The sequence below is a fragment of the Siphonobacter sp. SORGH_AS_0500 genome (genome assembly GCF_031453245.1).
Classification (GTDB): Bacteria; Bacteroidota; Bacteroidia; order Cytophagales; family Spirosomataceae; genus Siphonobacter.
Genome location: NZ_JAVIYT010000001.1, coordinates 684530 through 707337, shown reverse-complemented (window position 1 = coordinate 707337; position 22808 = coordinate 684530). Strand labels below are relative to the sequence as shown.

Here is a 22808-nt window from a genome sequence, read left to right as displayed (position 1 = left end):
ATGACGATTAGTCAACCACCTGACGATAGAACCAGCGGTCGCTAATGGTAAATCCAAGATTAAAGCGGAAGAATTGTTCCTTGATCACCCCGATGGCATCCCGACCACGCTGACCTACGGTTACGCCAAGGTTAGCATCCGAAAGACCCACTTTGGTTAAGGGCAAACCTAAACCCGCTGAAATACTGGCTTCTGTAATTCGCTGGCCAGCAATCGTATAGGGTAACTGACCATAACTTAAACCAAAACGATAAGGGATTCGGTTCCAGAAAGACGAAGAGTTCCAGGAAGGCGTATATTCTAAACCCGCTTTGATGTGATAACTATCTTTCAGATTCTGGTTACTCCGGTCAAAATCCCGGAATTGTGACCATTGTTCCATTCCGAAATCAACAGAAACGGCGAGTTTATACGGGTTTTCGAAGGTTACTCCTACTTTATAACCGCCGGGTACGGTAATGCGACCTTGACTGTTAAAACTCAGTGTATCCGTACCATTCACGACGGGTACATCGCCAATCAGCGTTCCAAGTGTACGAACGCGGGTAGTACGCAGGCGGGCAGGTAAGTCATAAGTACCGCCTACGTTCAGGTAACGTTTGTCGTTTAACTTGAATCGATAAGCCAGGCCGCCTTTCAGTAAAAAGTCACGGTGCTGGTCATTATCAGTCAACAGAAGCGTGTAATCGTTAGTACCATCTTTCACGGTACGAGTGGATGCTTCGCGGGTCAGGTTTCCAAACAGGAAAGAAGCCGAAACGCCAGCGTACAAGTTTTTATACACTCGAACGCCATTCACCAGCGACACTCGGTTGGTTCCGCCAGAGCCTTTGTATTCGGTGACGTAAGGATAAATGTCTCCGGGAATCTGGCCCGTGGTTTGACTCTGATAATCCAGATAACTATGGGGTGCGTAGTTAGCACTGATTGTCCAACGGCTATTCAGCGGAAAAGCCATTGCCAGGTAATTCAGCGTCCCACCCACTACCTGCTGGCTCAGATTGCCCTCACGCAGTTGTTTGGTTTGAATCAATGTGCCTACTTCCAGGGTGGTAATACGGTTTCGGGCTATTAAAGCTGGATTTAACCCATTAATAAACAAACCATTGGCATAACTAACTCCCGTTCCGCCCATCATTTGTTGAGCGGCTACTGCTCCACTGTAGGTTTCCCCAATACCGTAGGTTGAGTAAGGCGTGTTACCTAACCCTTGTCCCACCGCGTTCAGCGAACAGAGTCCAGAAATAACCACCATCGCATAGACCCGGCGGGAAACTGACGACTGAAGACGGGTAAAGATTGACTTTTTACACATTATAGTTTAAAATTCGGTATAGGCCCCAAAGGACCAGTTCGGGGGCTGCAAATATCGGTTCTTTCAGCCGAGATTCAAACAAAGGGGCATCACCACCGCATAAAATGACTTGAAAATCAGGATAAATCCTACGGTATTGCTCGATAATACCCTGTAGTTCTGCGATTAATCCATTCATTACGCCGCTTTGCATGGCGTGGGTGGTGCTCTTACCAACCAGAGACGGGAATTCTTGAGAAGGTTCAATCAGGGGTAATCGTTGTGTAAACGAATGCATCGCCTTGAATCGCATACGAAGACCCGGAGAAATCAGCCCACCATGAAAATTATCCTGCTTATCCACATAATCATAGGTAATGCAGGTACCCATGTCAATGATCAAACTATTCTGATCCGGAAATAGACCCCGGGCTCCCGCCGCCGCCGCTACACGATCTGCCCCTAACGTCTGAGGCGTATCGTACAACTTAGTTAAGGGTACGGGGGTTTGAGGGGTTAACCACACAATCGTAGCGGGCAAAAAGGCAAACCACGAACGGACGATTTCTTCCGAATGCCCAGTAGATGATATAATGAGCCGTTTAGGTTGCTTGGCCCTGACATAATTTATTAATTCGGCAACAGTGAAGCTTCCATGCGTCTCCTGCAGGATTCCGGCGGCATTGAATAGGCCCGTTTTAGCGTAGGTATTACCCAGATCTACCGCTATGGCGTACTTTTCTAATTTCAACTTTAAGCTTTGTTAGTCATCTTTGCCCTTCGCAATGAGCCTGCGAACTTCAAAATAGAAACCCGAAACTCAAAATAAAAGCCGTGTCTTCTCATCATATTATTCGAGATAAACAGGAACCTGCACTGATTATTGCCAATGGCGAAGCCTGTAGCTGGGATTTGCTGGCCCAATTGCTGGAATGGTCTCCCTTCATTGTAGTGCTTGACGGAGCCATTAATCGGGTACTGGAGCTGGGTATTAAAATTGACGTTTTACTCGGCGATTTTGATAGTAGCCTGAATCACGAAGAAATACGGCAGGCTCAGCATCCCATTGAGTTCGTGCACACGCCCGATCAGGAAAAAACAGATCTTGAAAAAGCCTGCGACTTTCTTATCGAACGCGGGCATCAGGCAGTTAATGTCGTATGGGCTACGGGCCGGAGAGCGGATCATACCATTACGAACATTACTAATATCGTTCGTTTTCGGGACAAAATTAAAATCGTTGTGCTGGATGACCACTCCCGCATTTTCCTGCTCGACCAGACGTACGAAAAATGGTATCCGGCGAAGACGCCTCTGTCGCTCATTCCGGTTGGAACGGTATCAGGCATTAGAACGTCTGGCTTGACCTATAATCTTTCGGATGAATCCCTGCAAATCGGGTACAGAACTGGTAGTAGTAACGAGGCCGCCCAGGACGGCCTCGTCAAAATTTCCTATACTTCCGGTGATTTGCTATTAATGGAATGCTGGGACTAACTTACTTCACCAGGTAAGTCATGCGGGTAGTGCCCACTCTTCCATCCCCGGAAGTCCCTTCCAGACGAGCCTGAATGTGAGTCTCGTGATCAGAATTCCAGAAGGTAACGGTGGCCTTGCCATTTTCGTCGGTTTTGATCCGGGGGTTCCAGTACAACGTAGGGCGGTAATCGGGGCGGTAGTTTTCGGGATTGTCTTGGCTATAATCGGGGCTATAAAACTCACGAACTTTGGCATACCCATTGATCGTTCGAATCAACTGCCCTGGTACCACTTCTTTGGAGGGATCGTAGCTACTGCTTCCACGTTTGGTCAGAATAGATATGACTCCCCCCCCTCCTCTTGAACCATAAATGGCCGCAGCAGCTCCTTTCAGCACATCCACATAATCTACATCCCGGGGGTTAATACTATTCACAATTTCTTTGTCTACCGGCATTCCATCCAGTACGAATAGTGGTTCCACTGCTCCATTAAAATTAGCCGCCCCCCGAATTTGAACCGTATAATTGAACCCACTCCCCGTTACTACCATTCCCGGTACTCTGCCCTGAAGTACCTGAAAAATGGAAATGGCTCCTGCGGTATTCATGTCATCAAATTTGACGGTATTATCAGGAGTACCGTAAATTTTTCGGCTATCGCTTTCCTTTACTTTTTTAGCTTTTACTGTAATTTCCTTCAAAAGTTTGGCCTTATTCAGACGCAATTGGCGAGCAATGTCCAGCGACTGGTTGGCTCGATTTAAGTATTCCATAAATTCATCCGCCTTCATTTCTACAGACTGAAAAGGAGTTTTCGTAATTCGAACCGTGGGTTGCGGGAAAGGATTGAGGGTAACACTAAGATTACGGTCATTTTTCCCGGCCACAGCCTGAATCATAACGCGGGTAGAATCGCCAAAACTCAGTTGATGAAATCCATAAGAACCATCCGCTTCGGCACTTTCTACCCGTATCAAAGTTTCCTGATTCGGTCTTCTCATTAATAAGGTTACGGCAATTGATTTTTTCTCAATAATCTGCCCCCGGGGCCGGGTTACTTTACCTTCCAGCGAAAAGCCCCGTTCGATCAGATGAGGGGTTGGCAGAGCTTCGCCTGCGTTCACCTGCTTCCAGACAAATCGTCGCCAGCCCTGAGTCATCAGTAATAAATCCAGATGGTAAATCGCATTGGGATTGTTAGGATTGAAATAATACCCTGGCTGCTCAATGCGGCCTTTCAGATCTGAACTCATGAGTAAGTACGACACCAGCGTTTCATCCGAAGAATCCGGTACCACCTGACCTGCGTCAGTCACTGCCAATGAGAATTCTCCCAGCACAGGCCGCCCCGTTCGATCTTTTGCTTCCAGTTCAAGCGTAACTTTTTCGCGGGGCTTGTACTGGGTTTTCGTAGGTTTAATACTCAAATCAAGGCTATTACCAGGATTATTCAGGTAAACCAGACGCTCGGCTAGCGGCTCCCCCTTTTCATCGAATAAGGTAAGATGCACAATGCCTCCTTCCGAAAATTTATTCCGGGGAATATTGGCGACGAACATACTTTTTTCGGTATTCCCTTTCGCCGTAGCCATCACTTCTCCCCGCATCTGAGCAAGCACATACAAGGGTTTGGGTGAACTTTTTGGTAACTGGTTGAAAACAAAAATTCGGATAAATTCTTTGTTGGAAAGGTTATCCACAATCAGCACGTGCCCCTCGGGTTGAGCAGCTGGCAGAGGTATTCGTTGCTGCGTATCTTTTAAAACGGCAGTATACGTTTTACCCGGTTTAGGCTGAAGGCTAATCCGACCCATGCCCAAATGTTCGGATTGAAAAACGGTAACCGTATCCCGATCATTCTCCAAAATAACGCCTTCTACGTCCACGCCCTGTCCTAGAGCGTCGACGGCTTTAAAAGCCACGCGTGACTCTATATCATTGACCAACGTTCCACCTTCGGGAAAAAACGTAAGCGAAACCGTGCGATTTATTTGTACCGCAGGTCGGTCCGTAACGGAAGGCTGATACACGCGAAACTCTTTAGTAAAGAAGAAATCTTCGTCAAAATTTCGCATCCAATTGGTATAGGCCCGCAGTTGATAGACGCCTTCTTTCAGGGTATCTGCCAGATAAAAATCACCTTCTGCCGTTCCACCCTGGGGCAGTAACCGTTTTTGAAGAAGGATTTTGCCTTCTGTCGCATTAATCAAATCCACGTAAAGGACTTTACTAACGGTATCGGACTGGTGGCTGGAAGCATCAAAGAGGTAACCCTTAAACCAGATTGATTCGCCGAGGGCATAGTACGAACGGTCGCAATGGAGATAGACTTTTTCTTGAGGAAATTGCTGATGATAACGATCAAACTGACTAATAATCCGGGTTAAGGGATCGTCGGCCACGAAGGCATAAACCAGGCATAAACTACCCAGCAGCAGAGGGAAGATTCGTAATCGCATAAAGTAGACCAAAGGTTAGGTTGAGGCGATATTACTAAAAAGAGCTGAATTTTAGTAATGGAAAAGAGTAAGGCTTGTACGAAACAAGTATTAAATGAAATTTTTCAAAAAAACTTCTCTTTTTTCGACATTTTTTTTGAGGTAAGTGAGTATAAATTTAAAAAACTCCACTCTTGTAAATAGAAGTAATTGTATTAGGTTTTGTTCAAAAATCCCTTTTTCTGTGAAGAAGGGATTTTTTATTTTCTTCCCAACCTAAACATTTCGGGCCATTATTAAATTTCTACTTTGAAGCCAGAAAAGCCAATAGTCGTTAGGACTGGGAATAATCCAGTGAACTAGTCCCTTATTCGCTAATATTCTTTCTGGAATACAATCTTACGTAAGCCCTATCGTTGAAGCCATAAGGTCTGCTTTGGTCTTCCGCTGGTTCCTTTGCACCTTTGCATTTATACACCTTTATTAGTAGCTATGTTTCAATTTCTCCCGGGTCCTTACAAGCAAATGATCCGTCAGATCTGGCGGTTTACTTTGTTTGGCTTAAGTTCCTTTCTGCTTTATATTCTGGCTGTTTATTTCAATCTGTTCAACCTCTTTGGAGGAATGCCCAGTCTTAAACAGCTGGATAACCCTCGTAATGAACTAGCTTCCGAGGTTATCTCTTCCGACGGGGTAGTTCTGGGTAGTTACTTTCTGGAAAACCGTAGTCCGGTTGAATTGCAGGATATTTCACCCAACGTTATTAATGCCCTTATCGCTACCGAAGACGTTCGTTTTGTTAAACATTCAGGTATTGACCCCCGAAGCATTGGCCGTTCCGTAGCCGGGATGGGGAAAGCAGGGGGCGGTAGTACGCTGACACAGCAGTTAGTAAAAAACCTTTTTGAAGCCCGCAGTGAACGTTACAAAGGGTTTCTGGGTGATGTTCCGCTAATTAAGTTACTCATCATCAAGACTAAAGAATGGATTACGGCTATTCGGCTGGAACGCCGGTACACGAAGCAGGAAATTATGCAGATGTACCTGAACACAGTCGAATTCAGTGATAATGCGTATGGAATTCGAACGGCTTCACTGCATTATTTCAGTAAAGAGCCCTCGCAACTTTCGGTTGAAGAAGCGGCAGTTTTAGTGGGGATGTGTCAGAACCCGGATCGTTTTAATCCTCGCATGCACCCCGAAGCTTCCAAAACCCGCCGGAATATCGTAATGCAGCAAATGGTGCATTACGGATTTTTGAGTGCTTCCCAGTTCGAAGCTTATCAAAATGATGCGATTGCCTTAAAGCTTAAGTCCCTGAATCATAATAGCAATCAGGCTCCTTACTTTGTGGCTGTCATGCGGGATCGCCTGTTGAAAGAAATTGAAGAGCTCAACCGCCAGCGTTCCAGCGACGATCCTCTGGATTTATACACCAGCGGTCTGAAAATTCACGTAACGATTGACTCGCGGATGCAACGCCACGCCGAAGAGGCCTGCATGGAACATATTAAAGAACAGCAACGCCTCTTCAATGCACACTGGAAGGGTCGTAATCCCTGGATTGACGAAAATGGTCGGGAGTTACGGGGCTTCATTGAAAACCGGATTGCCCCCCGCACCGAGCGGTACCGAACACTGAAACAAAGTTTCGGAGATGACAAAGAGAAGATTATGAAGGGCATGAATACGCCCGTTAAAATGCGAATCTTTACGTATCGGGGCGAGCGTGACACCACCATGACCCCGATGGATTCCATTCGGTATTACAAACGCTTCCTGCACATTGCCATGATGTCGGAAGATCCTAATACGGGTCAGGTAAAGGCCTGGGTAGGTGGTATTAACTTCAAGTATTTCAAGTACGATCACGTACGTCAGGCCCGACGTCAGCCTGGTTCTTCATTTAAGCCTTTCGTCTATGCTACGGCGATTGATAAAGGCTATACTCCCTGCGATATAGTGAGAGACGAACCAACCTGTATTGGGAACTGGTGCCCCAATAACTACGAAGGGGGAGCTTCGGGGAATAGCATGACGTTGCGACAGGCCATTGCAAAGTCCGTCAATACGATTTCAGTACAGTTAATGAAGAAATTCGGGCCGGAAACTATCATCGAATACGCTCACCGGTTGGGGGTTCAATCCGAAATCCCGAAGGATGTAACCATCTGTCTGGGTACGCCTGACGTGAATTTATTCGAAATGGTAAACTCATATTGTACGTTCGTTAACGGCGGCGTGGCCTGGAATGAACCTCAAACGCTCGTTAGTATTGAAGATCGATACGGTAATGTTTTACGGAAGTTTGAAACCACTACGCACGATGCCTTAAGTCCGGAAACGGCCTGGCGGATGGTTTATATGTTACAGGGAGCCACGCAGGAACCCGGCGGCACTTCCGTTCGTCTTAACCGCGAACCTTGCGGACAGAATAACCAAATTGGTGGCAAAACCGGAACTACTTCTAATTACTCAGATGGCTGGTTCATGGGGGTTACGCAGGGACTGGTAACGGGTGTTTGGGTAGGTGGCGACGAGCGTTCCATTCACTTCCGCACGGGTGCCCTAGGTCAGGGTGGACGTATGGCTTTGCCTGCCTGGGCAAAGTACATGAATCGTGTCTATGCTGATCAGTCCATTGGGTTGAAGAAAATACCTTTCAAAAAACCCGCCAACGATAAGATTTGTGACAATCCCTTTGGGGATCGCTCTTATGGAGATTCAACCATTGTGATTCCAAACGAAAAGCGGCCCGCTGACGGCGAATTACTCTAATTAATCAAAAAAGGCAGCTATTCGCTGCCTTTTTTTGTAACTATTCAATGCTGTTCATCGAATGGTAGTCATTGTCAGGTTCTGTTCAAAAATCACACAATTTTATCCAGTCCCTCGACCATTTCAAAATAATATTAAATTTTTTATATACTTATTTCAATAAAGCCCTCAGATTTTGCGATTTACCTCCCTTATTCGCTAGAATTGCTAATCAAGAGCATAAATGAGTAACCTCCCATTATTTCGGCCCACGAATAGTCGATATTGGCTTAGGTAAGGTACCAGAGCAAAATCCCGAATCTGTCCCGTCAGCAAGCCCCGCGAAGGTTTATATTCATTAAATTTCAACCTTGATTCATTAATCAACAGCGTCCCCCGGTTTCCATCCAGTCGCCCACGATCTATGGGCATCCCCCAAAGGTTCCCCCCTAATAAAATATCCGGTTTTCCGTCTTTCGTAAAATCATGAATCGCAATACCGAAAATCGGGCTGTTCTGAGCGTTACCGGGCAGGGCCTGCAACCGGAAGTTCCCATTGCCTTCATTAATCAGTAAACTCGTTCTGAATTCAACCGCTTTCTTTTCCAGAGTTCCCCGGCGTTGTGAAGCCGTAATGAGCTGATGAAAGGATTTCTCGGCGAACTTTTTATTACTCAACAAAGGCGTATTCCAGTTGGGTAACTGTTGTTTCCACTCCTGCCGCGTCGCCACCGGGTATTGCTCTCCATCCGCATCGGCCCTGGTTAATAAGGCATCCAAACTACCATTTCGATCAAAATCGTTGACTTGCAGATACATGGGTTGCTCCAGAGAAGCTTTGTATTCGGAATTCAGGCCCCAGTTACCCACCACAAAATCCATGTCTCCATCCCCATCCAGGTCGGCCTTTTTAAGAGCCGTCCACCAGCCTTCCGAATTAGGGATGGTCTGGTTATCTGAATACGTAAATTTTCCACCTCGGTTATAGAAAATAGAAATCGGCATCCATTCCCCCACCACTACTAAATCGGGGTATCCATTTCCATCCAAATCCTGCCAAATGGCATCTGTAATCAAACCAATTTTGCTTAAAACTTCGGGCGTTGCTGCTTTGAAAAAGCCTTTCTCATTTTTCAGCAGATAACTTTTGGGGGTAACTCCATACGTACCGGGTACGCTTCTGGCCCCTACGAAGACATCCATATCGCCATCTTTATCCACATCCGCCACTGCCAGACAGGAAGCGTTTAGGGAAATATCCGGCATTCGTTCTTTTTCAAACGTAAACGTCCCCTTTCCATCATTCAGGTACAGCCGAACAAAAGAGCTATCCGCCGACTGATTTCCTCCCGACGCCACGATTAAATCCAAATCATGATCCTGATCTATGTCCACGAAAACGGCAGCTACTTCTTCCGAATACTTATTTTCCAGAAAAGCCTTCTGCGTGCTGGGAATCCATTTTCCGGTCTTCGTTTGCAGTAATAACTGCCCCGCCTGATTCTTCACTCCGGTAATGAAAAGATCCTCCAGCCCGTCGCCGTTCACGTCGCCAACCGCCATTTTAGGTCCTTCTTTTGACAACGTTCGGGGTAAATACGGTTGCAGAGCTAAATCGCTGAAGGTATCTTCCTCATGCCGCACTTCCTGCTTCAGTAACTCCGCCGAAACATCGCTGAATAGCTTCACTATCTGAGGATTCGAAACCACGGTTTTCTTCGGAACGGCCTGAGCGGCTATTACCTCAAGCGTTTGTTTGGCCGGAACATTCCGTAAAGTTTGCGTGGTAAATCCCGGCCAGTTAATTACGATGGAATCAGCCTGGGTTTCTTTCTCCAAACCCACCAGTAACACGGGTTCCTGACTGGATTGATACCCCTGGTTGGGTTGCATTACCATTTTCTGCTGAGTATTACCCGCATAAATCCGAACTTCTGTGCCGTAACCAAAGGGATTGCCTGCCGGACCCTTGAATTTGATTTTCAAGGATTGAATTTCTTTCTCCTGTTCATATTCATTGCGGAACATACGGGCCGGCTTTCCCATCTGATTCACGATCAAATCCCAGTCGCCATCATTATCCAGATCAGCGTAGGCGGCTCCGTTGGAATAACCCGGTTCGGCTAAGCCCAGCCGTAAGGCCTGATTGTCGAACGTGAACGCTTTCTGGTTTAAGAAGGCAAAATTCGACTGAGGCGTCGTCGGCATCGCATCCAGTAACTGCCGCATCGTCAGTCGTGAGGTGGATTTGTCGGTTATTAGTTTTTCCAGAAAATCCAAATCCCGAACGTCCCGGTTGTTCCCATTCGGAATAAATATATCCTTCCAGCCGTCAGCATCCATATCAAACACTAAAGCCCCATGACTAATATCCGTTGCGGCGACACCCGCCATCCAGGCCCGATCTGAATAATTACCATCACCCCGATTTTGCTGAAGTGTATTATGTGGAACCGTTGGAAAAAGGCTTCGATTATCGCCAAACTTGACCTGTGTCCGGCTCCGAATAGCATCATCCGATAAAGCAGAAGTAGCCAGTACATCGGTTTGAGCGTCATTATCCAAATCACCCGCTACTATACTCAAACTTCGTTGGGGCGTGTGCAGAAAAGGCCGGGTTTCCTGAAAAAGTCCTTTTTGTTGATTCAGGTAAATCACATCTGTTTCCGGGAAATCCCGAGAAAGGGCAATATCCGGCCATTGGTCACCATTAAAATCGGCAATGGCTACGCCCGTTGTGGTCAGGCTTTCGGCTAATCCTGCTTTCAGGGATACGTCTATGAAAAGCCCTTTATCGTTTCGATACAGGCGATTGGAGCCGTTTGGCCAACTTTGCAGCGAGTCGGGCTGAAGAGCTTTGATTTGGTTATTCACTACGAAACAATCCAGATCGCCATCCAGATCATAATCAAAAAAAACGGACTGAACAGCCTGACGATTATTAGTTAAGCCCAGGGCCTGAGCTTGTTCGGTAAATTGAGGAATTCCATTTTCGGTCAGTTTCCCGGAATGAATGAATAACTCATTCTCAGCTTTTGGTCCGAAGTGACAAACGTATAAATCCAGCCAGCCGTCCCCATTCACATCGGCCATAGACACTCCAGCAGACCACTGTTTATTACCCAACAGACCTGCCGCTTCAGTAACATTCTCGAAACGCCAGCCCCCCCGATTGAGGTATAACTTGTTTTTACCTGAGGAAGCCGTAAAGAAAAGATCGGGTAAGCCGTCATTATTCAAATCACCAGCCGCAACGCCACCGGCTCCCAGAAGGCGTTCGGCTAATCTCAGAAAATTTTCTCGTTGAACAGAATCGGTGGGAAAGTCCAGATATAGGCTGTCCAGATTGGGAAGCTGGTTTTGAAAATCAAGGCCCGTTTTGTTCACGGAAACACCCACGAAGATGGGATCGTCGGGAGCCTCGTAAGGCCGCTTGCGTTCCGAACGCTGACAGGCAACGACGAACAGCATTAGCATACCGAAAATCCAATATTTCATGCGGGAGGGGAAAATGTTACTTTCGCAATTTACCACTCCGGGCTTAAAAAACGTAATTAAAGGGCTGCTTTCCCCGCCTAAAAAGCCAGATAAACAATGAATAAGCCTTTGCATCCGTTCTGGGGGCTTTGTTGGGTCTTAACCTGTATACACAAGGTGTGAGACGCTATGAATCGCTTATCTGCTGTACCTTCGCATTTCGAACTCCGCGTTCCGAACTCCGCGTTCCGAGCAAATTCCTCTAAATCCATTAATGCATGAAGATTATTCTGGCTCCTGATAAATTTCGTGGTTCGCTGACGGCTTCACAAGCTTGCGAGGCGATGGCCGCTGGGGTTCGGGAAGCATGCCCCGAGGCGATCATTCAATCCCTTCCTTTATCAGACGGTGGTGAAGGCTTTCTGGAAACGCTTGTTCAGGCTACGCAAGGTACTTTTCACGATGTTCAGGCACATGACCCCCTGATGCGAAATCTATCTGCCTCTTACGGTATTTCAGGCGATAGGCAAACCGCCTTTATTGAAATGGCTACGGTTTCGGGCCTGGCTTTACTGAACCCGAACGAATATCAGGCCACTCAAACCAGTACCTACGGAACGGGGGAACTCCTGAAAGCAGCTATCCAGACCGGAGTTAGTAAAGTAATCCTAGGCATTGGTGGCTCGGCCACGACCGATGGCGGTATGGGTATGGCTCAGGCCTTAGGCTGGCAGTTTTTTGACGAAAAAGATCAGTTACTTGAACCTACGGGAGCTTCATTAATCCTGATCCATCGCATCGAACCCCCTTCCTTTCTTCCGGAAGTGGAGTTACTCATTGCCTCGGACGTTACGGCTCCGCTGTTCGGGGCAACCGGAGCAGCTCAGGTGTACGGTCCGCAGAAAGGAGCTTCACCCGAAGAAGTCGCATTACTCGACAAAGGATTGCAGAATCTGGCCCAAAAAGTAGCTGAAAAAGGACTTGGCATAAGTTCTTTAGCAGAGGTTCCGGGAGCGGGAGCTGCCGGTGGTTTAGGCTTTGGATTAATGGCTTTTGCCGGAGCAAAGATTCGTCCCGGAGCAGCGTTAGTGATGGAACTTACCGGCTTTCAGGAAGTGTTATCTAATGCTGACCTGATTCTAACCGGGGAAGGTAAACTCGACGAGCAAAGTTTACAGGGCAAGCTGATTGGACGAATTTGTGAAACAGCCCAGCAACGGAATATTCCCGTACTGGCCCTGTGCGGAACGCTAGCAGCCCAGCCTTCACAACTAAAAGCCCTGGGGCTAAGTTATGCGGCCTCTATCCTCCGTTCACCCGTGCCTTTGGAGGAAGCTTTGCAAACTGCCGCCGAGCGACTCCGGGAAGCCAGCTTCTGGGCCGTTCATTTGTATTGTGTTGGAAAAAAATTGATTTGATCATTCATGGCATTTGATTATAAAACCGAACTCACCAAGATTCCTCATCAACCGGGCGTGTATCGGTACTTTGATGAGGAAGGAACCGTCATTTATGTCGGTAAAGCAAAAGATCTGAGAAATCGGGTGAGTAGTTACTTCCAGAATTCCCGCGATCATGATCGTAAAACCAAACGGCTGGTTTCGTACATCCGTAAGATCGAATTCACGATTGTTCCTACGGAATTTGATGCTTTATTACTTGAAAACTCACTAATTAAGCAATATCAGCCCCGCTTTAATATTCTTCTGCGGGATGATAAAATGTATCCGTTCATTTGCATCACCAATGAACGTTTTCCCCGCATCATTACCCTTCGCCGGGTTGATCGAAAATTAGGTACGTTTTTCGGCCCTTACGCTAACGTGAAGGCAATGCACAGTCTGCTGGATATGTTTGGACAACTCTACACCATTCGTACCTGTAGTTATGCCTTAACGCCCAGTAATATCGAAAACCGAAAATTTAAGGTTTGTCTGGAATACCATATCGGGCGTTGCAAAGGCCCTTGTGAAGGACTGGAAACGGAGGAAAATTACAACCGCAACATTGAGCAAATTAAACATATCCTGAAAGGCAACCTTCAGATTCCCAAGCAGTTTTTTCAGGAACAGATGGCTTCTGCTGCCGGTCGGCTTGATTTTGAGGAAGCTCAGGAGTGGAAAGAAAAGCTGGATCGAATTGAGAGTTTCCAGAGCCGCAGTACGGTTGTTAATCCAAACATCGGGAATGTCGATGTCTGTACGATTGTATCGGATGAAACGACGGCTTTTCTTAACTTCATGCGGGTAACCAATGGTTTTATTACCCTCACCCAAACGGTTGAAGTTAAGAAAAAACTTGACGAAACCGACGCTGATATTCTTACCATGTGGGCCTGGGAGTTACGCACGCAGTATCAATCCGAATCGAAAGAGATTATTTCCAACTTACCACTCACGATTGAGCTGAAAGGTATTACCAATACCGTCCCCCAAATCGGCGATAAGCGGAAGTTACTGGATGTTTCGCTGAAAAATGTATTATTCTTCCGAAAAGAAAAGAATGATCGTAAGGTAGCCGAAGACACGGCGGGTAACCCCAAAATGCGGGTATTGATGACGCTGAAAAATGATCTTCAGCTCAAGACGATTCCCCGCCACATCGAGTGTTTCGATAACTCGAATATTCAAGGCACAAACCCCGTTTCGGCAATGGTTTGTTTTATGGATGGCATGCCTTCCAAGAAAGATTACCGACATTTTATTCCCAAAACCGTTGAGGGCCCGAACGACTTTGCCACGATGAAGGAAGTAGTAGGACGGCGTTACCATCGTTTGCTGGAAGAAGAAGCCCCACTCCCCGATCTAATTATTGTCGATGGAGGCAAAGGACAGCTTTCGGCGGCCTGTGAAGCGTTAAAGGAGTTGAAACTATATGGTAAAGTTCCTATTGTGGGCATCGCTAAACGGCTGGAAGAAATTTATTTCCCGGAAGATTCCATTCCTTTATACATCGACAAACGCTCCGAAAGTCTGAAGCTAATTCAGCGACTGCGAGATGAAGCTCACCGTTTTGGTATTACGCACCACCGCGACCGTCGCAGCAAAACTTTCCTGGTAAGCGAGCTGGAAGATATTGAAGGTATTGGAAAAATCACGGCTACCAAGCTGCTTAAACACTTCAAAACCATCAAGGCTTTGAAAGAGGCGTCGTTTGAAGATATTGAGAAAGTAATGGGTAAGGATAAAGCCCAAAAAATCAAACATCATTTCGACACGATGAAAGCCTGATTTTTGTCTAATGCCTAACGATAAAGAGAGAGCTGGTAAACGCGATTTAACCCGAAGTTTGGTTTGGAAAGGGTAGAGACGGGACTTCATCGCCTCTGGCTCTCCCCTCCCGCAGTCGCTCGGCTCTAGCCGAGTGACCACCTAGCTCTAGGCCTCTGGCCGATAGGATCCAAGCCCATATCTAGTCACAAAACACGTTTATCAACCCAAAACAAGCTTTCTAATCTCGGCCAGAGCCCTGCCAAGTTACATCGTCACTCGACTAGAGCTGAGCGACTGCGGGAGGGTGTTAACAATTGGATGTTAGACGAATGATGCCAGCGAAAAAGCTGGCATCGGCTAGGCTGAAGTATATGGATTTGTCCCTTTCATTCTTTCGCAGTCGCTCCGCTAGAACCAGCGACTGCCGGAGACTATGTAAGGTAGGAAAAGCCGTTTGACCCAAAAATTTGGCAATGAAAGGGTAGAGACGCGACTTTGGACTAGCCCCAAGAAGTTGGACGGTTGTTTTAAAAGCCAGCGTTGATGCGGAAGTCTACGGGACTCATACCCTGTAGGTTCAAACGGATTCGCTGGTGATTGTAATAGTGAATGTACTGCCTGATGTCTTTTTCTAAAGCCTGGATACATTCATAACTGTTAAGGTAAAATAACTCACTTTTAAGCGTACCAAAAAAATTTTCCATCACCGCATTATCCAGACAATTCCCCTTTCTGGACATACTTTGGATCAGACCCTGCTTTTTCAGTCTTCTCTGATAGGGTTTCATCTGATATTGCCAGCCCTGGTCCGAGTGTAACAAGAGCCTCGTAGGAGCAGGCAATTTAGCTAAGGCCTCTTCCAGCATCCGACTTACCTGTTTAAAATTGGCTCGCTCCGAGAGATCATAACTGACAATCTCACCATTGTAAAGATCTAGTATGGGGGATAAATACAGTTTTTGAGCACCCACTTTGAACTCGGTGACATCGGTCACCCACTTGGCAAAAGGCTTTTCTGCTGTAAACTCCCGATTCAGTAGGTTGGGAGTGGTGGGAGCCTTTTCTCCCCGATAGGACCGGTATTTTTTGAGGCGAATCCGGCTTCTGAGCTGCAACTCTCCCAAGAGTTTGAACACCGTTTTATGATTGAGCGTATAGCCTTCTGCCCGTAGAACAGAGGTCAGGCGTCGGTAGCCATAGCGTCCCTGATGTTGCTGATAAAGCTGGCTCAGCCGCTGTTTATGGGGAGCATACTTGCCTAACCTATCCCTGCTTTTGAGTTGATAGTAGTACGTACTGCGGGCGAGCTGAGCGGCCCTTAGTAGCAGCGATAGATCATAATCAGGCCTTAATTCATGCACAATCAGGGCTTTTTGCCTTTTTTCTGGGCCTGAATCAAGGCTCGTAACTTTTTTAGGTAAGCCACCTCCGCCTGCAGTCGTTTATTCTCCTCAACGACTCGCTCGTATTCACTGGCGGGCACTCGACTCGATTGGGATGAAGCCATAGGGGGGAAATCGTTAAGCTCATCGCTCTGCTGGGGGTAATTTGCCAGGGCCCTGTTAATCCAACCCCGAAGCACACTAGTCGAGCGAAGAGAAAAAGTCAAACAAACTTCCCGCAAAGATAAGTCTTGAGTCAGAAAAGCGGCAACGGCGGCAGTTTTGATCGATTCGGAATAGCGATGTTGATGCGAAACGCATGCCAGAGCCGATGGCCCAAAGGCTTCATACCCATCGATCCATCGTCGTAGCATGGACTCGTGAATACCGTAAGCTCGGGCTAGGGCGTGAATCGATGCTTTACTCGACTTGGCCGCTTCCACCGCTGCTTTCTTAAAGGCATAACTATACTTCTTTTTCTTTTGCATTGCTCCTTTCAGTTAATGTCTAACTTTTCGGGGGCAATCCACTTCATCGCGTCTCTACTTGGGAACCTGTGAGGCAGGCAGCTTCATCAAGGATTTTGGTTTCAAACATAGAGACGAATTACGACCCTGGAGCGAGATTCCATCTCGTTCCTTCAATCAAGCAGATTCTTGCCTGCCTTTATACCCCCAAGGCTGGCATCCATAGCGAAGTTCATTTGTGAACTTAATTGAAAATGAGGGAGTCCTTACCGCTTCATAGCCGTCTCCTACCACAGAAGGCCTCTTTCTTCGTTCGAGATGACAGCGGAAGAAGTACGTTTATAATACCCCCAAGAGCGAACCAGAGTTGACATTAGCGTTCGACTTATAAATCTTAGATAGCTCCAGAAAAAGCTAGTTATGGAGCTACGCTCTACAACTGGCTTTTGTTAGTTTAGAAAAAAAGGCATAATTCCAGACTTATTAATCTCATTTCTGGAACTGACTTTTGTCATTAGTAAGCTCATGGAGCTACTGTAGTTTTGTGTTATCAAACTGGTAATCAAAATGGTACGCACAGAACTCAATCATACAGCACAGGGTATTAATCTTAACCCTACCTCCCCCAGTCTCTGGAATCGTTTCATCGCTTTTTGCGATAGTCAGGAAGTCGAAAATCACTGGCTTTGGGCCGGAGCAACCGTAGCCATTCAGGGTTGTATCCTAACCCCTCTTTTGCTATGGACCATTAATTATTTCGGCCTCGGAGATGGTTATTTACTCGTCGCTGTTATTTCTATCTTCAGCGTAGTAGTGCCTAATCTTTCGGCTTTATCAACGAAAACTATACTGCCTATTTTTGCCACGAGTTTTCTTATTCACGTGGGCATCATTCTTAGTACTTTACTTACCCACGCTTAGTCTATTACACTTCACAACTCAGGCCACTTCTACCTGGAAGTGGCTTTTTTGTAGTAAACCAAAAGAGCCTTCACAAGGAAGGCTCTTTGGACTTGAAATGGTCTTTGGACTTAATTGCGTTGGCCACCACCTGGACGGTTTCCAGGAGTACCGCTGTTGTTTTGCGGGGTTCCTTGTGGCTGGCCACCGGGCATTCCACCCCCTTCATTTCCATCACCGCCTTTGATATCGTCGTTGTTCACACCACGGCCCTTGCGACGGGGTTGTTGGTTGAAGCTCATTTTACCGATGCGATAGCTAAACGTTACCCGAACACCCGTGTTGTAACGAATATTAAGGGTTTGTTGGGTAAATACGGGTGAGGTATAGCTGCTGCGAACCTTGAAACCACCGAAATTCAGGAAGTTCTCGAAACCAAAACCTAAGCTGGCTTTTTTGTCGTTGAATTCTTTCCGAATCCCCAGGTTATAGAAGGCCATTCCACCTCGGCTACCCTGCAAATCGATATCCCGACCGCGAATAAAGCCGAAGCCTTGCATGGCCCAGTTGTTCTTCATCGTGAGTGAGACGTTGAAACGGCCCCCAATCACCATGCCCGAATTAGAAGTACTTAAAGTGGTATTACTGCCGTTACTCAGCATTTTATACTGCATGTCCAGACTACCACCAATAGAGAATTTAGAGGTAAAGTTAATGTTTCCGAAGATGTTCAGGCCCACCGATTCTTCCCGACCAATATTACTTGAAGTCGTTACAATCGCGTCACTTGATACATTCGTTAAGGCTGTGTTCAGGATATTACCGTAATCAGTTCCTGCAAAGATGGTCCGAATATCAGAGGCATTCGAACGAACAGAAGTAATAGAATTACCCGTGTATCGATAGAAACCGCTAAAGTTCAAATACGTTTTATTGATGGACGTACTCCAGGTCATTTCGTAATTATCCGTCAATTCTGGTCGCAGATAAGGGTTACCCAGGCTGATGTTCAGCGGGTTCGCCAGATTTAGGTTAGGGTTCAGCGACTGAATACCCGGACGTTGCAGACGACGGTTATAGCCCCATTTCAACGTACTGTTTCCAAGCGTTTTAGACAGGTTGATGCTAGGAACCAGATTGGAGTAATTTGGAATATTCAGAGCGTCAAAACCTGTACTGAAATTACCCGTAATGGAGGTATATTCATACCGGGCACCCGCTTTAAAATACCACTTATTGTTCGTTGAATATTGGTAGGTCGCATAACCCGCCGCTACGTTCTGATCATAATTCAACTGGTTGTTGGTCCGGCTAGTATCCGTACGGTAGGCTCCGTTTTCACCCTGAGCGATAAAATATTCGTAGTTACTCTGTACCTGACGCAGAATTGTTTTCGCTCCTACTTCAAACAACTGGTTTTTACCCGTAGGCATCTGGTAATCGATCTGAATTGTCGATTCCTGGTTGTAACTATCGTTGTCGTTTCTCTGACGCGTCCCTATCAGTCCTTCGGCATTAAGTGAATCAGCGATGTAATTATTAGTTCGGTTGTTACGGCTAAACTGTCCCGAAATACTCAGCTCTTGTTGAGGCTTGAAGATTTTGGTATAGTCTATGTTCGCATCCAGGGTTCCCGATTCATCCTTTGAATCAATTTCCCGGCGGTTGGTCGTTGCTAATACGCCACCCCGGTACACATTCGTCAGCAGATCCTGCGTGTTCCAGCCATTGCGAGTACCGAAACGGATATTACCAGTCAACGATGAATTTTTAGAAATATCATAATCCAGGCCTAAAGAGTAATTACCAAACAGGTTACGATCCAATGTATTGGCCGTCTGACTCGTCAGCGTTTCTACGCCATTACGCGTAGCCGTCTGGTTATTTTCGTTTTTGCCTTTTATGTTATAATTCGAGCGGCCAAAGCCGTTCAGGGTAATTCCAAGCTTGCCTTTGCGATAACTGCCATTCAGCCCTAAGTTAGCTCCCCGGTTACCCACACCTGAATCAATGTTGAGCGTTAAACCCTGTAAAGTATTTTTCTTAGTAATGATGTTAATGATCCCGCCCGAACCTTCTGCATCATATTTTGCCGAAGGAGAAGTAATCACTTCAACAGTCTTAATCAGGTCAGAAGGAATTTGCTTTAGGGCATCTCCAATGTTCTGAGCCATGATGGTCGAAGGCTTACCGTTGATAAGTACACGTACGTTTGAATTACCCCGTAACTGTACGTTACCATCCAGGTCAACGGATAGCATCGGTACTTTCCGAAGAATTTCCGTAGCATCGCTCCCCCGGGAGGTAATATCTTTCTCGGCATTATACACCAGACGATCCACTTTCTCTTCGACCAGTTCCCGCTGACCTGTTACGGTTACTTCCTGTAAAGTTCTTGTGGTAGGAGTTAACTTAACTACTCCCATATCGAGGTCTTTACCTCCTGCAACAGTTACATTATCAATCGTTTTTGAATTAAACCCAATGAAAGTAAAAACCAGTTTATAAGTACCGTCTGCCACGCGATTCAGGGTAAATTTCCCTTTATCATCCGCTACAGATCCGTCTATAGGCTTATTAGTAGCCTTGCTGTATAAGGCCACACTGGCGAATTCCACTGCACTGGTAACGGTCGAATCTACGATGAAACCCGTAATCTTGGCATTACCTTTAGGAGTCTGATCCTGAGCCGTTCCCGGAATGGCCTGAGGCTGTTGCCCCGGTTGGGAAGCTCCAGGAATCTGGGCAAACGCCGATCCAATGGAAAGAATGGAAAAGAGAAAAAATAGATACTTAATCATGGCTCGTTTAAAAAATAGGTTCATAGCTGTGCGTATCCAAATGGATAAGGTGTGGTTACTCTAACAGAAAATATCAGGAGGTTTACTCAGTTTATTAATCCAGTTGTGCCAGGATTATTCGTCCAAAAATGTTGATAACAATCTGATTACTGATGTAAACTCGACGAAAGGTTGTAGTTCATAGATCAACCTACAGGAGGCATTTTGGAGATTAAATCCTGATTATCAAGGATGAAATAAAAATAATATTGTACAAAAGGGAAGAGTCCCGCGACCAATTCATAGAAATCATCGTCATTTTTAAAAGCTCAATTTCAGACTAATGCCTAAGTATTTTTACAGTTAATACATCTATGCCACCTCAATTAATCAGGCTAATTTTTCAGGTAACTAAAGAATGTAAATGATTTTCGTACATTACTTCTTTCAAAGGACCTTATATGAAGCATTCTTACTGGTTTTTGCTCTTATTTCTGGGGAATGGAATTGCTCAGGCCCAACAACGGGCTCAGTATAGTCAGTATATGCTTAATGCTTACGTGCTTAACCCAGCCGTAAGTGGACTTGAAGATTTTATTGATGCCAAAGTAGGGTATCGTAATCAGTGGAGCGGTTTGGAGGGAGCTCCCAAAACGTTTTATGCTACGGCTCACGGAGCTCTTGATAAGGCCGACCGAACCAGTTCCTTAGCCGTTCGCGGGCCTAATGGCAGGCCACTTCCCCGACCCCGGGTTTTTCGATCTCAACCCGCTGCTCCTGGGCATCATGGCATTGGAGGGATGGTTCTTTACGATGAAATGGGCCCTACTTACCGTACTTCGTTAACTATTAGTTATGCCCGTCATATTCCATTGAATAATCGAATCAAATTATCTGCTGGCCTGGGCACTGGCGTTACCCAGCATACCATTGATTTTGATCGCCTGCATCTGCTAGACCCTTCCGATCCCGTTTTACAATATGGGAAACAAAGTGTACTAATGCCTGATCTATCGGCTGGGGTATTGCTCTATGATCCTCATTTTTACGTGGGCCTGTCAGCAAGCCAGCTACTTTTCAAAAATATCCATTATCGTACTTCAGGTCAATCAGCCTATGAGTGGTTAGGCACCCTCTATAATCATTACTTTCTAACGGCGGGTTATCGCTTTGATGTTACTGAAGATTGGGCATTCCTACCCTCCCTATTAGTTAAGTCGGTTAGACCCGTTCCTCTTTCGTACGATGTTAATGCCAAGTTTTCCTATCAGGATCGGATTTGGGCCGGGCTTTCCTATCGCCACAAAGATGCCATTGTAGGTCTCGTTGGCGTTAACATTAACTATCAGATCAATCTGGGTTATTCGTATGACTTTACGATGTCAAATCTTCGAAATGTATCTCGGGGCACGCATGAAATAGTAATCGGGATTATGCTGAATAATCGTCAGCGAATCATTTGTCCACGATTGTTCTAAAACGAGAAAACCCGCTTCATCGGCGGGTTTTCTCGTTTTACTTGATCTGCTGATTAATATTCCCACAGGTTGTGTTCCCACTCCATGAGTTTATATTCCAGTTGCTGAGCTTTCACCAGACCTTCTTTCTCACCACCATAAATCTGTGACAAGTAAGCGTTTTTAGAATTTGACTGCTTCAGAATTCGAGAAGAGAATAATCTCAGGTCGAATGCATCAGCCATGTTCAGGTGTCTGGCATTATTCTGGTTATTATACCAGATGAATTTGGTTGGATTGCTACGGAAGTACTGATCTACATCGCGATAACGGAACGTAGCAACTTCACGATCCAGACCCGTAGAAGTTTTAGCCGCTGGAATAATTAACGTAATGGACTTCATGTCATAGTACTGACGTGAACGACGTTTGTCAAATACGTAATCTTCTTTCAATTCCAGCACGGTGATGTCCGTTGGAAAGTATTCATAAGCCGAGTTATCATTCGCGAAAGAAGGCTGATCAAAACCGTTAGAGTCGGTTTTTGCAGGTGTACTACCACCCCAGCCATCATCTACACCCCCAGCGGGAGCCGCAGGCTTTTTAGCAGCAGCGGGTTGCTTTTTATTCGCAGCATCGCCCCAGCCATCATCACCACCAGCCGGAGCAGGATCGCCAAAACCAGCTGCTTTTTCCTCGTCTGAAAGTCCGGCACCGATCCCTTCCATTCTCAGGTTAGCCTGGAATTGTTCAGGAGTCAGCTCCGTAACTAATGAATCATTTTTATAGGCTTTCAATACACCCGCTTTCATTCCATCAATCAGGTAACGAGTTACCTCGTTGTTGGTTGAGAAAAAAGGCTGGTTTTGAATCTCCTGTAAGTCCATCCGACGCCAAAGCGTTGTTTTGAACATAATGTCCTCATCATCAATCGGACGGAGAGATTCTGAGGTACGGTTACGTTCCGCCATTGAAGCCCGCTGGCTATTCATCGAAGCTCCCTGTCCCCCTCTTAACACCTGATTTTGCGTATTTGGAGCAGGCTGTAAATTGGCCGGAGGGGCTTGCTCTGGCATAGGGGTAGGCTCTTGAGCATAGGTCGCCCCTGCCACCACCAGTGACAGCATCAGACCCCCAATTCCTTTCAATTTTGTCATGGCAAC

The 22808-nt window shown here is 46.2% G+C and carries 14 protein-coding genes; 6 read left to right on the top strand and 8 right to left on the bottom strand.

Annotated elements, in window-relative coordinates:
• Positions 1–7: 7 nt before the first annotated feature.
• Together QE357_RS02995 and QE357_RS02990 are read right to left on the bottom strand one after the other, a co-directional pair.
• Positions 8–1315 carry a hypothetical protein gene (locus QE357_RS02995; protein ID WP_106636730.1) on the bottom strand — a complete coding sequence of 436 codons (1308 nt, stop codon included), beginning with the start codon at positions 1313–1315 and terminating at the stop codon, positions 8–10.
• The gene (locus tag QE357_RS02990; RefSeq protein WP_309705720.1) at positions 1308–2045 is read right to left on the bottom strand and encodes a type III pantothenate kinase; all 738 of its coding nucleotides are present in this window, start codon (positions 2043–2045) and stop codon (positions 1308–1310) included. Before QE357_RS02990 ends, QE357_RS02995 begins: the two co-directional genes overlap by 8 nt.
• An 83-nt stretch (positions 2046–2128) precedes the next feature.
• Here QE357_RS02990 and QE357_RS02985 point away from each other — a divergent pair, with 83 nt between their 5' ends.
• Complete coding sequence (locus tag QE357_RS02985; RefSeq protein WP_309705718.1) at positions 2129–2791, top strand: thiamine diphosphokinase; 663 nt, start codon at positions 2129–2131, stop codon at positions 2789–2791.
• A 1-nt stretch (position 2792) separates the two neighbouring features.
• Here the strand turns inward: QE357_RS02985 and QE357_RS02980 are convergent, their stop codons facing one another.
• A complete protein-coding gene (locus QE357_RS02980) occupies positions 2793–5234 on the bottom strand; it encodes a TonB-dependent receptor plug domain-containing protein (RefSeq protein ID WP_309705716.1) in 2442 nt (813 codons plus the stop codon).
• 471 nt (positions 5235–5705) lie between these two features.
• Here QE357_RS02980 and QE357_RS02975 point away from each other — a divergent pair, with 471 nt between their 5' ends.
• Positions 5706–7991 (top strand): penicillin-binding protein 1A, encoded by a 2286-nt coding sequence (locus QE357_RS02975; protein ID WP_106636728.1) that lies wholly within the window; start codon positions 5706–5708, stop codon positions 7989–7991.
• A 207-nt stretch (positions 7992–8198) separates the two neighbouring features.
• Here QE357_RS02975 and QE357_RS02970 read toward each other — a convergent pair whose 3' ends face one another.
• A complete protein-coding gene (locus QE357_RS02970) occupies positions 8199–11468 on the bottom strand; it encodes a VCBS repeat-containing protein (protein WP_309705713.1) in 3270 nt (1089 codons plus the stop codon).
• A 257-nt stretch (positions 11469–11725) separates the two neighbouring features.
• On the opposite strand from QE357_RS02970, the gene QE357_RS02965 reads away from it, so the two are divergent.
• A complete protein-coding gene (locus tag QE357_RS02965; RefSeq protein ID WP_309705712.1) occupies positions 11726–12865 on the top strand; it encodes a glycerate kinase in 1140 nt (379 codons plus the stop codon).
• A gap of 6 nt (positions 12866–12871) precedes the next feature.
• Positions 12872–14677 carry an excinuclease ABC subunit UvrC gene (gene uvrC, locus QE357_RS02960; protein WP_106636724.1) on the top strand — a complete coding sequence of 602 codons (1806 nt, stop codon included), beginning with the start codon at positions 12872–12874 and terminating at the stop codon, positions 14675–14677.
• A 509-nt stretch (positions 14678–15186) separates the two neighbouring features.
• On the opposite strand, the gene QE357_RS02955 is transcribed toward uvrC, so the two are convergent.
• Both QE357_RS02955 and QE357_RS02950 read right to left on the bottom strand, forming a co-directional pair.
• Positions 15187–16020 carry an IS3 family transposase gene (locus QE357_RS02955; RefSeq protein ID WP_309704883.1) on the bottom strand — a complete coding sequence of 278 codons (834 nt, stop codon included), beginning with the start codon at positions 16018–16020 and terminating at the stop codon, positions 15187–15189.
• 2 nt (positions 16021–16022) lie between these two features.
• Entirely contained in the window at positions 16023–16529 is a 507-nt protein-coding gene (locus QE357_RS02950; protein ID WP_309704884.1) for a transposase, read from the bottom strand.
• Positions 16530–17075: 546 nt separating this feature from the next.
• On the opposite strand from QE357_RS02950, the gene QE357_RS02945 reads away from it, so the two are divergent.
• A complete protein-coding gene (locus tag QE357_RS02945) occupies positions 17076–17429 on the top strand; it encodes a hypothetical protein (protein ID WP_309705709.1) in 354 nt (117 codons plus the stop codon).
• A 110-nt stretch (positions 17430–17539) separates the two neighbouring features.
• Here QE357_RS02945 and QE357_RS02940 read toward each other — a convergent pair whose 3' ends face one another.
• Positions 17540–20233, bottom strand: coding sequence for a TonB-dependent receptor domain-containing protein (locus QE357_RS02940; protein ID WP_309705706.1), 2694 nt, complete (start codon positions 20231–20233; stop codon positions 17540–17542).
• Between the two features lie 416 nt (positions 20234–20649).
• Here QE357_RS02940 and QE357_RS02935 point away from each other — a divergent pair, with 416 nt between their 5' ends.
• Positions 20650–21666 (top strand): type IX secretion system membrane protein PorP/SprF, encoded by a 1017-nt coding sequence (locus tag QE357_RS02935; RefSeq protein WP_106636722.1) that lies wholly within the window; start codon positions 20650–20652, stop codon positions 21664–21666.
• A gap of 53 nt (positions 21667–21719) precedes the next feature.
• Here QE357_RS02935 and gldN read toward each other — a convergent pair whose 3' ends face one another.
• Positions 21720–22802: a gliding motility protein GldN gene (gene gldN / locus QE357_RS02930; protein ID WP_307141960.1), complete on the bottom strand. Its 1083-nt coding sequence runs from the start codon at positions 22800–22802 to the stop codon at positions 21720–21722.
• Between the last annotated feature and the right edge of the window lie 6 nt (positions 22803–22808).

Bases quoted from the DNA above. Each gene is read 5' to 3' on its own strand.
- gldN (WP_307141960.1), bottom strand. From the start codon at position 22,802: ATGACAAAATTGAAAGGAATTGGGGGTCTGATGCTGTCACTGGTGGTG.
- QE357_RS02945 (WP_309705709.1), top strand. From the start codon at position 17,076: ATGGTACGCACAGAACTCAATCATACAGCACAGGGTATTAATCTTAAC.
- QE357_RS02965 (WP_309705712.1), top strand. From the start codon at position 11,726: ATGAAGATTATTCTGGCTCCTGATAAATTTCGTGGTTCGCTGACGGCT.
- QE357_RS02980 (WP_309705716.1), bottom strand. From the start codon at position 5,234: ATGCGATTACGAATCTTCCCTCTGCTGCTGGGTAGTTTATGCCTGGTT.
- uvrC (WP_106636724.1), top strand. From the start codon at position 12,872: ATGGCATTTGATTATAAAACCGAACTCACCAAGATTCCTCATCAACCG.
- QE357_RS02995 (WP_106636730.1), bottom strand. From the start codon at position 1,315: ATGTGTAAAAAGTCAATCTTTACCCGTCTTCAGTCGTCAGTTTCCCGC.
- QE357_RS02950 (WP_309704884.1), bottom strand. From the start codon at position 16,529: ATGCAAAAGAAAAAGAAGTATAGTTATGCCTTTAAGAAAGCAGCGGTG.
- QE357_RS02940 (WP_309705706.1), bottom strand. From the start codon at position 20,233: ATGAACCTATTTTTTAAACGAGCCATGATTAAGTATCTATTTTTTCTC.
- QE357_RS02935 (WP_106636722.1), top strand. From the start codon at position 20,650: ATGAAGCATTCTTACTGGTTTTTGCTCTTATTTCTGGGGAATGGAATT.
- QE357_RS02975 (WP_106636728.1), top strand. From the start codon at position 5,706: ATGTTTCAATTTCTCCCGGGTCCTTACAAGCAAATGATCCGTCAGATC.
- QE357_RS02970 (WP_309705713.1), bottom strand. From the start codon at position 11,468: ATGAAATATTGGATTTTCGGTATGCTAATGCTGTTCGTCGTTGCCTGT.